Genomic DNA, 13,815 nt, shown 5'->3' on the forward strand with positions numbered 1-13,815 from the left:
CGCGGATGTCGCCCATGCGAAACATCTCCCGCTTCGGGACCAGCGCGAGGAAGTACCGATGAGACTCAGAACAGTCCTCTGCTCCACCGCCTCCGCCCTCACCGCACTGGCGCTGCTGAGCGCCTGCAGCGGCGGCTCCGGCAGCGCGGCGTCGTCCGACGGCAAGCCTCTGGTCGGCGTCGACTACCCCCGTTCCGACACCGACTTCTGGAATTCGTACATCAAGTACACGCCGGAGTACGCCAAGGAGCTCGGCCTCTCCCTCAAGACCACCAACTCGCAGAACGACGTCGCCAAGCTGACCGCCAACGCGCAGACGTTCATCAGCCAGGGCGTCAAGGGCATCGCGATGGCCCCGCAGGACACCGCCGCCATCGCGCCGACACTCGCCCAGCTGGAGGCGAAGAAGATCCCCGTGGTGACCGTCGACACCCGGCCCGACGCCGGCAAGGTCTACATGGTCGTCCGGGCCGACAACCGCGCCTACGGCGAGAAGGCCTGCCAGTACCTGGGCACGAAGCTCGGCGGCAAGGGCAAGGTCGTCATGCTGCAGGGCGGGCTCGACTCCATCAACGGCCGTGACCGCACTGAGGCGTTCAACGAGTGCATGAAGAAGAACTACCCGGCCATCAAGGTGTTCGGCGAGGCCACCAACTGGGACGGCGCCGTCGCGGCCCAGAAGCTGCAGACCGACCTGACGGCCAACCCGGACATCAAGGGCATCTACATGCAGTCCAGTTTCGCCCTGGCCGGCACGCTCCAGGTCCTCAAGCAGAAGGGCCTGCTGGTCGGCCCCGAGGACAAGAAGCACGTGTTCGTGGTCTCCAACGACGGCATTCCCGAGGAGCTGAAGGACATAGCCGGCGGGCAGATCGACGCCACCGTGTCCCAGCCCGCCGACCTCTACGCCAAGTACGCCCTGTACTACCTGAAGGCCGCGATCGACGGCAAGACGTTCAAGCCCGGCAAGACCGACCACGACAGCACCATCATCCAGGTTCGTGACGGCCTGCTGGAGGACCAGCTGTCCGCTCCGCTCGTCACCGCCGACGGCGGCACCTACGGCGGTGTGCCCAGCGTCAAGAGCGACGACAAGTCCCTGTGGGGCAACAACCTCGGCTGACGGGCCATCAGTAAGGCCAGGCCAATTCCAGGCTCACGAACACAAGGCGGTTGAGATGAGCGACGGGGAGCGAGCGATCACCCCCGCGCCCGCCCCGGCGGACGGCGGACGGGCCCCTGCGGGCCCGCCCGTCGTCGAGGCGACGGGCATAGTCAAACGATTCGGTCCGACGGTGGCCCTGAACGGCGCCGGGATCACCATCAGGCCCGGCGAGACCCACGCGCTCGTCGGCCGCAACGGGGCGGGCAAGTCCACCCTGGTGTCCGTCCTCACCGGGCTGCAGGCCGCCGACGAGGGCACGGTGACCTTCGGCGGCAGCCCGGCTCCGCGGCTCGCCGACCGGGACGCCTGGCGGCAGCGCGTCGCCTGCGTCTACCAGAAGTCGACCATCATCCCGACGCTGACCGTCGCCGAGAACCTCTTCCTGAACCGGCACGACCACGGCCGCGCCCGGCTGATCAGCTGGCAGGGTGTGCGTCGCCGGGCGCAGGACCTGCTGTCGACCTGGTCGGTGGACGTGGATCCGCAGACCCCGGCAGGCGATCTCAGTGTGGAGCAGCGGCAGTTCGTCGAGATCGCGCGGGCGCTGTCCTTCGGCGCCCGGTTCATCATCCTGGACGAACCCACCGCCCAGCTCGACGGCGCGGCGATCAACCGGCTCTTCGACCGCATCCGCGACCTGCAACGCCAGGGCGTGACCTTCCTGTTCATCAGCCACCACCTCCAGGAGATCTACGAGATCTGCGACATGGTGACGGTGTTCCGGGACGCCCGGCACATCCTGACCGCGCCGGTCGCCGGGCTTCCCCGCACCGAACTCGTCGCCGCCATGACCGGCGAGGCGGCGGCCGCCCGGCGCGAGGAGCGGGCCGGCACCCTCGACGCCGGCGCTACGGCGGCGCTGCGCGTCCGCGGCCTGAGCGGCGACGCCTACGAGGACGTCACCTTCCAAGTGGGCGCCGGCGAGATCGTCGGGCTCGCGGGGGCCGCGGGCAGTGGTCGTACCGAGGTCGCCGAGACCGTCGTAGGACTGCGGGCCGCCGCCGGTGGAGAGGTCGAGATCGCCGGACGGCGGCCCCGGCCGGGCAGTGTGCCCGCCGCGCTCGCCGCCGGCGCCGGCTTCGTCCCGCAGGACCGGCACCACCAGGGCTTCGTACCCGACATGTCGATCGCGGACAACGCCACGCTGTCCGTGCCGCGGCGGATCGGCAGCAACGGGTTCCTGAGCCGCGGCCGCCGGGACCGGCTCGCCCAGGGCCTGATCGAGAATCTGGCGATCAAGACCCCGGGCCCCGACCTGCCCGTCTCGGCGCTGTCCGGGGGCAACCAGCAGAAGGTCGTCATGGCCCGCGCCCTCGCCGACGACCCCCGGCTGCTGGTGCTGATCAACCCGACCGCGGGCGTGGACGTGCGCTCCAAGGAGTTCCTCCTCGGCAAGGTCGAGGAGACCGCGGACACCGGCACCGGAGTGCTCATCGCCTCCGACGAACTCGACGACCTGCGCATGTGCGACCGGGTCCTGGTGATGTTCCAGGGCCGAGTGACCTCAGAGATCGCCCGCGGCTGGCACGACCACGACCTCGTGGCCGCGATGGAAGGAGTGGACCTCAATGCCTGAAACCGTCCTCGCGGACACGCCCGCCTCCGAGGCCGCGAAGCCGAAGGCCGGGCGGACCGGGCTGTTCGGCGGCCGGATACCCCTGGCGCGGCTGCGCGACCTCGCGCTCGTCCCGGCCATCGTGGCGATCGCGATCGTCGGTCAGATCGTCAACCCGGTCTTCCTGCAGGCCGACAACCTCATCAACGTCCTGCAGACCATGTCCGAGATCGCCCTGCTGGTCCTCGCCCAGACGATGATCCTGATCGTCAAGAAGATGGACCTGTCCCTGGAGTCCACCATGGGCCTCGCGCCCGGTGTCGCGGCCTGGCTGGTGGTGCCGGCCGGCGCCGGACACGGACTCGGCCTGCTCCCCGGTGCCTGGGCGATCCCCGTCACGCTCGCCGTGGGCGCGCTGGTAGGCGTGATCAACGCCGTGCTGATCATCCGCTTCGGCCTCAACGGCTTCATCGTGACCCTCGGCATGCTGATCGTGCTGCGCGGCATCCTCACCGGCATCTCGGGCGGCCAGACCTTCTTCCAGCTCCCGCAGTCGATGCTCTACCTCGGCACCGCCGAATGGTTCGGGATGCCGGCGTCCATCTGGATCTGCCTGGTGCTGTTCGCCGTCGCCGTCGTCGTCCTCGGCTGGACCAGCTTCGGCCGCTCGCTGTACGCCATCGGCGGCAACGTCGACGCGGCGAAGGCGGCCGGTATCCGCACCGACCGGGTGCTGTGGATCGTCATCGTCACCGGCAGCGTGCTCGCCGCCCTCGCCGGGCTGCTGCTGTCCGGGCGGCTCGCCTCCGTCGCCTCGGCGCAGGGCAACGGCTACATCTTCACCGTGTTCGCCGCCGCGGTCATCGGCGGGATCAGCCTCAACGGAGGCAAGGGCACCATGTTCGGCGCCTTCAGCGGCATCCTCCTGCTCTTCATGATCCAGAACGTGCTCACTCTCGCGGGCGTCCCCGCGCAGTGGATCGGCGCCCTCAACGGCCTGATCATCCTGGTCGCACTGACCATCTCGCGCATCACGGGCGGCAAGGTCCAGGAGTGAACCGGGCGGCCGTCGCCGGCTCCACAGGACCGCACGGCCGCCGAACCGCTCCGCCGTTCCCCATCTCGTCGCAGGGGCCGTGTTCCCCCTGCTCCCACTGGAGTTGCCATGTCCTCCGCTGTGCCCGCCGCATCGGCGCCCGCCCGCATCACCGCCCTGGACGTCCTCGACGTACGCTTCCCGACGTCCGAGCATCTGGACGGGTCGGACGCGATGAACCCCGAACCCGACTACTCGGCCGCCTATGTCGTCCTGCGCACCGACGCCGGTGACGGGCTGGAGGGCCACGCCCTGGCCTTCACCACCGGCCGCGGCAACGACGTGCAGGCCGCCGCCATCGCGGCCCTCGCCCCGCACGTGGTGGGTCTCTCGGTCGAGGAGGTCTGCGCCGACCTCGGCGCCTTCTCCCGCTCCCTGGTCCACGATCCCCAACTGCGCTGGCTGGGCCCGGAGAAGGGCGCCATCCACATGGCGACCGGAGCGGTCGTCAACGCCGCCTGGGACCTCGCGGCCAAGCGCGCCGGCAAGCCCGTCTGGCGCTTCCTCGCCGGGATGTCTCCCGAGGAACTGCTCGCCCAGGTCGACTTCCGCTGGCTCAGCGACGCCCTCACCCCCGAGGAGGCTTTGGAGATCCTGGAGCGCGCCGAACCGGGCCGCGAGGAGCGCATCGCCCGTCTGCTGGAGCGCGGTTACCCCGCGTACACCACCACCCCCGGCTGGCTCGGGTACTCCGACGACAAGCTGTCCCGGCTCGCCCGCGAGGCCGTCGCGGACGGCTTCACCCAGATCAAGCTGAAGGTCGGCGCGGACCTGGAGGACGACGTACGGCGCATGCGCACCGCCCGTGAGACGGTCGGCGACGGCATCCGCATCGCCGTGGACGCCAACCAGAGATGGGACGTCCAGCCCGCGATCGACTGGATGCGCGCCCTGGCCCCGTACGACCCCTACTGGATCGAGGAGCCCACGTCCCCCGACGACATCCTCGGTCACGCCGCCGTCCGCGAGGCTCTGAGGCCCATCAAGGTGGCCACCGGTGAGCACATCGCCAACCGGGTCGTCTTCAAGCAGCTCCTGCAGGCCGGCGCGGTGGACATCGTGCAGATCGACTCCGCCCGGGTCGGCGGCGTCAACGAGAACCTCGCCATCCTGCTCCTCGCCGCGAAGTTCGGCGTCCCGGTCTGCCCGCACGCCGGCGGCGTCGGCCTGTGCGAGATGGTCCAGCACCTGTCGATGTTCGACTACGTCGCGGTCTCCGGCACGGTCGAGGACCGGGTCATCGAGTACGTCGACCACCTGCACGAGCACTTCGTCGACCCGGTGCGCATCGCCGACGGCCACTACCTCGCGCCGGCCCTGCCGGGACTGAGCGCGCAGATGCACCCCGAGACCCTCAAGGAGTTCACCTACCCCGACGGCCCGGTCTGGTCCGCCCGTGTCTGACGTGCCGATCCTCGTCGACGCCCACCACCACGTGTGGGACCTCGACCACCGTCCCCAGCCCTGGCTGGACGAACCCGGCCACGAACCGCTCCGCCGCACCTTCAGCCCGCACACCCTCCGGGAGACCGCGACCCGACCGATCACCGGACGGCACCTGGACGCCACCGTCGTCGTCCAATGCATGACATCCCTGCCCGAAACCCGCGACCTCCTCGCCCTGGCCGACAGCGACCCGCTGATCGCCGCGGTCGTCGGCTGGGCGGATCTCACCTCCCCCGCGATCGGCGACATCCTCGACGAACTGCGGACCGGGCTCGGAGGCCGGTACCTGCGAGCGCTGCGGCACCTCGTCCAAGGCGAGCCGGATCCGGAGTGGCTCCAACGGCCGTCCGTGGAGCGGGGGTTGCGGGCGGTCGGCGAGCGAGGGCTGGCCTACGACATCCTGATCCGCAGCCACCAGTTCGACCAGGCGGTCCGGCTCGCCGAGCGCTTCCCCGACCTGCCGCTCGTCCTGGACCACGCGGGCAAACCACCCCTGGCAAAGGGTGAACTGTCCGACTGGGAAAGGGCGTTGCGGCGACTGGCCGCGCACCCCCAGGTGCGGTGCAAGGTCTCCGGGCTGATCACGGAGGCCGATCACCGGCAGTGGACGATCGACGACATCCGGCCGGTGTGGGACGTCCTGCTGAGGGCCTTCGGCCCCGACCGGCTGATGTTCGGCTCCGACTGGCCGGTCTGCGTCCTCGCCGGCGGCTGGAACCGCTGGGCCGCCACCGTCGCGGAACTGCTCGACGACTGCTCGGCCGCCGAGACCTCGGCGATCCTCGCCGGCACCGCGACCGGCTTCTACCGCCTGAAGTCCCCCGAGGGGAAGGAGGGAACCCCGTGCTCCTGACCGACCTGCTGCACCCCGGCATCCTCGAAGCGCTGGCCGGATCCGGCCACGGCGCCCGTGTGCTGCTCGCCGACGGCCACTACCCGGCGAGCACCGCCACCGGCGAGCGCGCCCGGACCGTCCATCTCAACCTGACCCCCGGCCTGCTCGACGTCACCACCGTGCTCGACGTCCTGCTGCGCGCGCTGCCCGTCGAGACGGCCCATGTGATGGTGCCGCCCGAGGGCGAACCGGAGCCGCCGGCCGTCGCCGAGTACCGCTCCATGCTGGCGCCCGCCCCGGTCGAGACGCTCGGCCGCTTCGAGTTCTACGACGCCGCCCGCTCGCCCGACCTGGCGCTGGCGATCGTCACCGCCGACACCCGTACCTACGCGAACCTGCTGCTGACCATCGGCGTCCGCGCTGAAGGGACCCTGAGACCACGATGACACTCGCCGTCCGCTACACGGCCGCCCGCACCCTGGACACGGCTCCCGCCGAGTCGTCCTCCCCCGGTCCCGGCGAGGTGGAACTGGCCCCCGCCTACGTCGGCATCTGCGGCACCGACCTGCACATCTTCCACGGCGACATGGACGCCCGGGTCAGCACTCCCGCCGTCCTCGGTCATGAGATGTCCGGCCGCGTGGTGCGCGTCGGCCCGGGCGTGGCGGGCTGGCGGCCTGGTGACGCGGTGACCGTGATGCCGCTGCGCTGGGACGACACCTGCCCCGCCTGCCGCGCCGGCCACCAACACGTGTGCCAGCACCTCGACTTCATCGGCATCGACTCCCCCGGCGCCATGCAGCAGCGCTGGACCGTACCCGCCGCCACTCTCGTCCGGCTGCCCGGCTCGCTCCCCCTGGACCGGGCCGCGCTCGTCGAGCCCACGGCCGTCGCCGTGCACGACGTCGGCCGGGCCGGCGTCCGGGACGGCGAGAAGGTCGTCGTTGTCGGCGGCGGACCCGTCGGCGTGCTCATCGCGCTGGTCGCGCGGGCCTCGGGTGCCGACGTCCGGGTGGTCGAGCTCAGCGCCCACCGGCGCCTGCTCGCCGAGGAGTTGGGGCTGGCCACCTGGGACCCGGCCGCCGTGGACGTGCCCGAACTCGTCCGGCAGTGGACCGGCGACGCCGGCGCCGACGTCGCGTTCGAGGTCTCCGGCGCGGCGGGCGGCGTCGACACCGCGGTCGAGGTGCTGGGAGTGCGGGGCCGGCTGTGCCTGGTGGCCATCCACCCCCGGCCGCGTGAGATCAACCTGCACCGCTTCTTCTGGCGCGAACTCACCCTTGTCGGCGCCCGGCTGTACGACCGCGCCGACTTCGAGCGGGCGGTGGCCCTGGTGGCGGACGGCACGATCCCCGCAGACCGGCTGATCAGCAGGGTCGTACCGCTCACCGAGGCCCCCTCCGCGTTCGAGGCGCTGGAGGCGGGCGGCGACGTGATGAAGATCCTCGTGGACTGCGGGAACGACAAGCAGGGAGCCGCCGTATGAAGACCTTCGACCTGACCGGCAGGCTGGCCGTGGTCACCGGCGCCCGGCGCGGCATCGGCAGGGCCATGGCCCGGGCGCTCGCCGAGGCCGGTGCGGACGTCATCGGCGTCAGCGCCTCGCTGGAGGAGGCCGGCAGCGCGGTGGAGAAGGACGTCGTCTCCGCGGGCCGTACCTTCGAGGCGATCCGGACGGACTTCGCCGACGCCGGGGCCGTACGCGCCCTGGGCGCGAACCTCGCCGGGCGGGAACGCCCGGTGGACATCCTGGTCAACAACGCCGGTACGATCCGCCGGGCACCGGCCGCCGAACACACGGACGCGGACTGGGAGTTGGTGCTCCAGGTCAACCTCAGCGCGCAGTTCGCGCTGGCCCGTGCCGTCGGCGCCGCGATGGTGGCCCGCGGCCAGGGGAAGATCATCTTCACGGCGTCGCTGCTCAGCTTCCAGGGCGGCATCACCGTCCCCGGCTACACGGCCGCCAAGCACGGAATCGCCGGCCTGACCAAGGCACTGGCCAACGAGTGGGCCCCGCACGGCGTCAACGTCAACGCCATCGCCCCCGGCTACATCGCCACCGACAACACCCAGGCCCTGCAGAACGATCCGGTGCGCAGCAGGGCGATCCTGGACCGCATCCCGGCCGGCCGCTGGGGCGAGGCCGGCGACCTGGGGGGAGCCGCGGTGTTCCTCGCCTCGGACGCCGCCGCCTACATCCACGGCGCCGTCCTGCCCGTCGACGGCGGATGGCTGGGCCGATGAGCGCCACCGGCCTGGCCTCCGTACTCGCCGGCGCCCGCATCATGCCGGTCCTGACCGTGCCGGACGTCGCCGCGGCCGTGCCGCTGGCCGCCGCGCTCAGCGCGGGCGGTGCCCGATGCGCCGAGGTCACCTTCCGCACCCCGGACGCCGAGCAGGTGCTCAAGACGATGGCGGCGCACGGCGGGCTCACCGTCGGTGCCGGCACGGTCCTCACGCCCGAGCAGGCGGAGCGTGCCGTGGCGGCCGGGGCCCGCTTCGTCGTCTCCCCCGGCCACGACGGGGAAGTCGTCGCGAAGTGCCGGGAGTTGGGGGTGCCCGTGGTGCCGGGCATCGCCACCGCCACCGAGCTGATGGGCGCTCTGCGGGCCGGCCTCGACACCGTCAAGCTCTTCCCCGCCGAATCCCTCGGCGGCGTCCGGATGCTGCGGGCGCTCGCGGCGCCCTTCCCGGGCGTGCGCTTCGTGCCGACGGGCGGGATCGGTTCCGCCGATCTGGCCGCCTACCTGGCCGAGCCCGCGGTCCTCGCCGTCGGCGGCAGCTGGATGGCGACCTCCGCGCTCCTTCGGCGGGGCGACTACGAGGGGATCCGCAGGCTGACCGCCGAGGCCGTGGAAGGGAGCACGACGTGACCGACGTGGTGGCCCTCGGTGAGGTGATGCTCCGCTTCGACCCGGGCGAGGGGCGGATCCGCACCACCCGCTCCTTCCAGGTCTGGGAGGGCGGCGGCGAGTACAACGTCGTACGCGGACTGCGCCGCTGCTTCGGGCTGCGTACGGCCGTGGTGACCGCCCTGGCCGACAACGCGGTGGGCCGGCTGGTCGAGGACCTGATCCTGCAGGGCGGCGTCGACACCGCCCTGATCCACTGGGTCCCCGCCGACGGCATCGGCCGCACCGCACGCAACGGCCTCAACTTCGTCGAGCGCGGCTTCGGCATCCGGGGAGCGCTGGGCGTCAGCGACCGCGCGCACACCGCCGTCTCCCAGCTGCGCAAGGGGGACGTCGACTGGGACGCGGTCTTCTCGGCGGGCGTGCGCTGGTTCCACACCGGTGGCATCTTCGCCGGCCTGTCCGACACCACGGTGGACGTCGCCGACGAGGCCATGGCGGCAGCGCGACGGCATGGTGTGACGGTCTCCTACGACCCCAACTACCGCCCCAGCCTCTGGGCCGGCCGCGGCGGCGCCGACCGGGCACGCGAGGTCGACCTGCGGCTCGCCCGGCACGCCGACGTCGTGGTGGGCGCCCTCGGCCTGGCCGGCAGGCGCCCCGGCGACGGGCGGGTCCCCGCCGCCGAGGTGCCGGAAGCGCTCGCGGAGGTGGCGGGCATGGTCCCCGCGGCCCGGGTGCTGGCGACGACCCTGCGCGAGGTGCCCTCGGCCGGTGTCAACGACTGGTCCTCGGCCGCCTGGTCCGCCGAGACCGGCTTCGTCGCCGGCCCCCGGATGCCCGGCCTGCACGTCCTGGACCGCATCGGCTCCGGCGACGGATTCGCCGCCGGGCTGATCTACGGGCTGCTCACCGGCGCGGGACTGGAGCGCGCCCTGGCCTACGGCACCGCCCACGGCGCGCTCACCATGACCACGCCCGGCGATGTCTCCATGGCCTCGCTCACCGAGGTCGAAGCACTGATCGCAGGCGGCACGGCCGCCGTCAGACGCTGACCGGCCGCCGCACCACGCGCACTCCCGAAGGGCACACCTTGCGACACCGAAAGATCACCAACACTCCCGTCGAAGTCACCGAACTCGGCTTCGGGGCCTCCGTCATCGGCAACCTCTACAAGATCACACCGGTTGACGAGGCGATGGGCGCGGTCGATGCGGCCTGGGACGCCGGCATCCGGTACTTCGACACCGCACCGCACTACGGCCTCGGCCTCTCCGAACGCCGCCTGGGAGCCGCCCTGAGGAACCGGCGACGCGACGAGTACGTCGTCTCGTCCAAGGTCGGACGTCTGCTCGTGCCCAACGAACGTCCGCGCGGGGTGGACAGCGAGGGCTTCGTCGTACGGGACGACCTGCGCAGGGAGTGGGACTTCAGCAGGGACGGGGTGCTGCGCTCCATCGAGGCGACACTTGAGCGCACCGGCCTTGACCGCCTCGACGTGGTCTACCTGCACGACCCCGACGCCCACTGGACGCAGGCCGCCGAGGAGGCCATGCCCGCCCTCGCGGAACTGCGCGACCAGGGAGTGATCCGCGCCATCGGCGCCGGCATGAACCAGTCGGCCATGCTCGCCCGTTTCCTGCGCGAGACCGCCGCCGACGTGGTGATGCTCGCCGGGCGCTACACCCTCCTCGACCAGTCGGCACTGGACGACGTCCTGCCCGCAGCCCAGGAGCTCGGCAAGAGCGTGGTGGCCGTCGGCGTGTTCAATTCCGGGCTGCTCTCCCGGGACCGCCCCACCGAGGGCATGAAGTACGACTACCGGGACGCCCCGCCCGAGCTGGTCGCCCGGGCCCTGGCGATCGCCGAGGTCTGCGCCGCGCACGGCACGACCCTCCCGGCCGCGGCGACGGCCTTTCCGTACACCCATCCCACTATCATCAATGTCACTCTGGGTATGCGGGGTCCGCAACAGGTGGCGCGCAACGTGGAACTTCACCGCCGGGGCATCCCCGACGGTCTCTGGGACGATCTTCGTGCCCAGGAACTGATCAGGTCGGACGTGCCGACGCAGAACGGTCGTGGAAGGAGTCCGCGGTGTCCCTGACGGACAAGGCCATAGAACAGATCCGTGAGCTCATCCGCACCGGTGCCCTGCCGCCGGGTTCGAAGCTGCCGCCGGAACCGGAGCTGGCGGCCCAGCTGGGCCTGTCCCGCAACCTGGCCCGCGAAGCGGTGAAGGCGCTGGCCGTGGCGCGGGTCCTGGAGGTCCGCCGCGGCGACGGCACGTACGTGACCAGCCTGCAGCCGAGCCTGCTCCTGGAGGGGCTGGGCGGGGCGGTGGAGCTCCTGCAGGGAGACTCGGCCGCCCTGCAGGACCTCATGGAGGTACGACGACTGCTCGAACCGGTCGCCACCGCACTGGCGGCCACCCGGATCTCCGACGAGCAACTGGCCGAGGTGAAGCGGCACCTGGACGCCATGCGCGAGGCACGCGAGGACGTCGAGCAGCTCAACGCCCACGACGCGGCCTTCCACCGTGCGGTGGTCTCCGCCACGGGCAACGAGTCGCTGCTCACCCTCCTGGAAGGCATCTCCGGCCGCACGCTGCGCGCGCGCATCTGGCGCGGTCTCGTGGACACACAGGCCGCGGGCCGGACGCTCGCCGAGCACGAGGCGATCTTCACGGCCCTGTCCACCCGCGACGCCGCCCTCAGCCAGGCCGCCGCACTGCTGCATGTGAGCAACACCGAGCAGTGGCTGAGGGAGCATCTGCGTAACACCGACCCCGCGGCGCCGTCGGCGAGACTGTCCCGAACCGCCTGACCGGAGCGCGCGCGGATGCTCGGAGTCGTTCAGTGCAGGTCGGCCCGCGCGCGGCCGTCGTCGACGGCGCTGTCGTCGAGGAAACCGCCCGACTGGTGCTGCCACAGCTTCGCGTAGGCGCCGTCCGAGGCGAGCAACTCCTGGTGCGTGCCCTGCTCGACGATCCGCCCGCGGTCGAGGACCACGAGCCGGTCCATACCGGCGACCGTGCTCAGCCGGTGCGCCACCACGAGCGCCGTCCGCCCCTCCATGAGCCGCCACAGCGCCTCCTGGACGAGGATCTCGCTCTCGGAGTCCAGGGCGCTGGTCGCCTCGTCGAGCAGCAGGATCGGTGCGTCGCGCAGGATCGCCCGGGCGAGGGCGACGCGCTGTCGCTGTCCGCCGGACAGCTTGACGCCGCGCTCGCCCACCATGGTGTCGAAGCCGTCCGGCAGCGCGTCGGCGAACTCCGTGACGTGGGCCGCCTCGGCCGCGCGGCGGATCTCGGCGTCGGTGGCGTCCGGCCTGGCGAACCCGATGTTGTCACGCAGCGTGCGGTGGAACATCGCCGGGTCCTGCGGCACGTAGGCCATCAGGCTGCGCAGGTCGGCCTGGCGCAGCCTGCTGATGTCCTGGCCCCCGATCAGGATCCGGCCGGCGTCGATGTCCGTCATCCGCAGCAGCAGCCGGGTGAGCGTGGTCTTGCCCCCGCCGGACCGGCCGACGAGACCGATCTTCGCCCCGCTGGGCACCGCCAGGTCGAGGCCCTCGAAGAGCGGCTCCGCACCCGCGTGGGCGAAGGTCACCTGCTCGAACCGCACGTCGGCGGGCCGCGACAGCAGAGGTTCCGGCGACGCCGGGTCGACCACGGTGGGCGGCACCAGCAGCAGTTCGGTGAACTGCGCCGCCTCCGTCATGGAGCTCTCCAGGCGGCGGTAGATCTGGTTGAACTCGAACATGATCCGCGTCGCGTTGCTGTAGTACGTGAAGGCGACGACGACCGCCTCCACGCCGTGCCCGCCTCCGCCGAGCACGACCGCCAGCAGCAGGCCCAGCGCGTTGGTCAGCACGGACAGCGGCGCGACCAGCGTGTCGATGCGCAGGTTGCCGTAGTCCCACGACCGCAGGGTGAGCCGCCGCGACGCCGCGACGCGGGACCGGTGTTCGGCGGCCTCGCGTTCCTCGGCGGCGAAGGCCCGGACCGTGTCCATGTTCATCAGGCTGTCGGCGACATGCCCCGACACCCGGGCGATCGCCTCCTCGCGCTGGCCCACGAGCGCCTGGCGGCGGCGGATGAGGGGCACCACGCACAGCGCCGTCACCGTGATCATCACCAACAGCCCGACGACGAGCAGCGGTTCGTAGCGCCACAGCACCACCGATCCGAACAGCAGCGGCACGAAGCTGCCCACGACCTGGAACGTCAGCGTGTCGACGAACTCCTCGAAGCGGGAGGCGAAGCTCAGCACCCGCTTGGTCAGCGACCCGGCGAAGTTGTTGTGGAAGAACGCGGCGTCCTTGGCGAACAGCTCGTCCATGCCGATGACGTACAGGTGCTCGATGCCGAGCGCGTCGAGGCGGTTCAGGCAGTGCAGGCCGATGCGCCACAGCGTCTCCGCGAACAGCAGCACGCCGGCGAAGCCGAGGACGTAGGGCAGCATCGAGCCGATGCCGCCCGTGTCGTGGCCGGCGATCCGGCCGACGAGCTTCGCGACGATCAGCGGCGCGATGTAGTTGATTCCGATGTTGCCCAGCGCCGGCAGCAGCATCGCGGGCACCGTCCACCGCCGGAGCCGGGCCAATTCCCGTCCGTAATAGCGAAGTGCGAGGAGTACCGGGCCCCTGCCCGGCGTGGCCTCGCGCGATTCAGGCGATCCCATCCCAACCCTGTGTGGTCCGAAGCGACGTTCGAGTGAATGCCCTTGTCCGGGTCGTGCTCCGAGTCAGGGCATGACGACGGAGCCGCCGCAAACGCGCGGCGACACCGAGGTGTGAATACGGGCATTTCAGGAACCGCAGTGTCCCGCGCCGGCGTTCGCGGAGTCCAAGCGTTTTTTGGTG

Annotated in this window: 13 protein-coding genes; 12 read left to right on the forward strand and 1 reads right to left on the reverse strand. The window is 71.5% G+C overall.

What is annotated here, in order from left to right; all coding sequences use genetic code 11:
* Window positions 1-58 precede the first annotated feature (58 nt).
* From ABZO29_RS08140 to ABZO29_RS08195, 12 genes are all read left to right on the forward strand, one after another.
* Complete coding sequence (locus tag ABZO29_RS08140; RefSeq protein ID WP_367319467.1) at window positions 59-1,123, forward strand: sugar ABC transporter substrate-binding protein; 1,065 nt, start codon at window positions 59-61, stop codon at window positions 1,121-1,123.
* Between the two features lie 55 nt (window positions 1,124-1,178).
* Window positions 1,179-2,741 carry a sugar ABC transporter ATP-binding protein gene (locus ABZO29_RS08145; RefSeq protein ID WP_367319468.1) on the forward strand — a complete coding sequence of 521 codons (1,563 nt, stop codon included), beginning with the start codon at window positions 1,179-1,181 and terminating at the stop codon, window positions 2,739-2,741.
* Window positions 2,734-3,777, forward strand: coding sequence for an ABC transporter permease (locus ABZO29_RS08150; protein WP_367319469.1), 1,044 nt, complete (start codon window positions 2,734-2,736; stop codon window positions 3,775-3,777). Before ABZO29_RS08145 ends, ABZO29_RS08150 begins: the two co-directional genes overlap by 8 nt.
* A 108-nt stretch (window positions 3,778-3,885) precedes the next feature.
* Entirely contained in the window at window positions 3,886-5,220 is a 1,335-nt protein-coding gene (locus ABZO29_RS08155; protein ID WP_367319470.1) for an L-fuconate dehydratase, read from the forward strand.
* A complete protein-coding gene (locus ABZO29_RS08160) occupies window positions 5,213-6,115 on the forward strand; it encodes an amidohydrolase (RefSeq protein WP_367319471.1) in 903 nt (300 codons plus the stop codon). Before ABZO29_RS08155 ends, ABZO29_RS08160 begins: the two co-directional genes overlap by 8 nt.
* Window positions 6,106-6,543, forward strand: coding sequence for an RbsD/FucU domain-containing protein (locus ABZO29_RS08165; protein ID WP_367319472.1), 438 nt, complete (start codon window positions 6,106-6,108; stop codon window positions 6,541-6,543). Before ABZO29_RS08160 ends, ABZO29_RS08165 begins: the two co-directional genes overlap by 10 nt.
* The gene (locus ABZO29_RS08170) at window positions 6,540-7,583 is read left to right on the forward strand and encodes a zinc-binding dehydrogenase (RefSeq protein WP_367319473.1); all 1,044 of its coding nucleotides are present in this window, start codon (window positions 6,540-6,542) and stop codon (window positions 7,581-7,583) included. Before ABZO29_RS08165 ends, ABZO29_RS08170 begins: the two co-directional genes overlap by 4 nt.
* A complete protein-coding gene (locus tag ABZO29_RS08175) occupies window positions 7,580-8,341 on the forward strand; it encodes an SDR family oxidoreductase (RefSeq protein ID WP_367319474.1) in 762 nt (253 codons plus the stop codon). The genes ABZO29_RS08170 and ABZO29_RS08175 overlap by 4 nt, the downstream gene beginning before the upstream one ends.
* On the forward strand, window positions 8,338-8,970 hold the full coding sequence (locus tag ABZO29_RS08180) for a bifunctional 4-hydroxy-2-oxoglutarate aldolase/2-dehydro-3-deoxy-phosphogluconate aldolase (RefSeq protein WP_367319475.1): 633 nt from the start codon (window positions 8,338-8,340) through the stop codon (window positions 8,968-8,970). The genes ABZO29_RS08175 and ABZO29_RS08180 overlap by 4 nt, the downstream gene beginning before the upstream one ends.
* Window positions 8,967-10,004: a PfkB family carbohydrate kinase gene (locus tag ABZO29_RS08185; protein WP_367319476.1), complete on the forward strand. Its 1,038-nt coding sequence runs from the start codon at window positions 8,967-8,969 to the stop codon at window positions 10,002-10,004. Before ABZO29_RS08180 ends, ABZO29_RS08185 begins: the two co-directional genes overlap by 4 nt.
* A 38-nt stretch (window positions 10,005-10,042) precedes the next feature.
* On the forward strand, window positions 10,043-11,056 hold the full coding sequence (locus ABZO29_RS08190) for an aldo/keto reductase (RefSeq protein ID WP_367319477.1): 1,014 nt from the start codon (window positions 10,043-10,045) through the stop codon (window positions 11,054-11,056).
* Window positions 11,047-11,775 carry a FadR/GntR family transcriptional regulator gene (locus ABZO29_RS08195; RefSeq protein ID WP_367319478.1) on the forward strand — a complete coding sequence of 243 codons (729 nt, stop codon included), beginning with the start codon at window positions 11,047-11,049 and terminating at the stop codon, window positions 11,773-11,775. The genes ABZO29_RS08190 and ABZO29_RS08195 overlap by 10 nt, the downstream gene beginning before the upstream one ends.
* A 29-nt stretch (window positions 11,776-11,804) precedes the next feature.
* On the opposite strand, the gene ABZO29_RS08200 is transcribed toward ABZO29_RS08195, so the two are convergent.
* The gene (locus ABZO29_RS08200) at window positions 11,805-13,634 is read right to left on the reverse strand and encodes an ABC transporter ATP-binding protein (RefSeq protein ID WP_367319479.1); all 1,830 of its coding nucleotides are present in this window, start codon (window positions 13,632-13,634) and stop codon (window positions 11,805-11,807) included.
* Window positions 13,635-13,815: the final 181 nt, after the last annotated feature.

Source organism: Streptomyces sp. HUAS ZL42, from assembly GCF_040782645.1.
Taxonomy (GTDB): Bacteria; Actinomycetota; Actinomycetes; order Streptomycetales; family Streptomycetaceae; genus Streptomyces.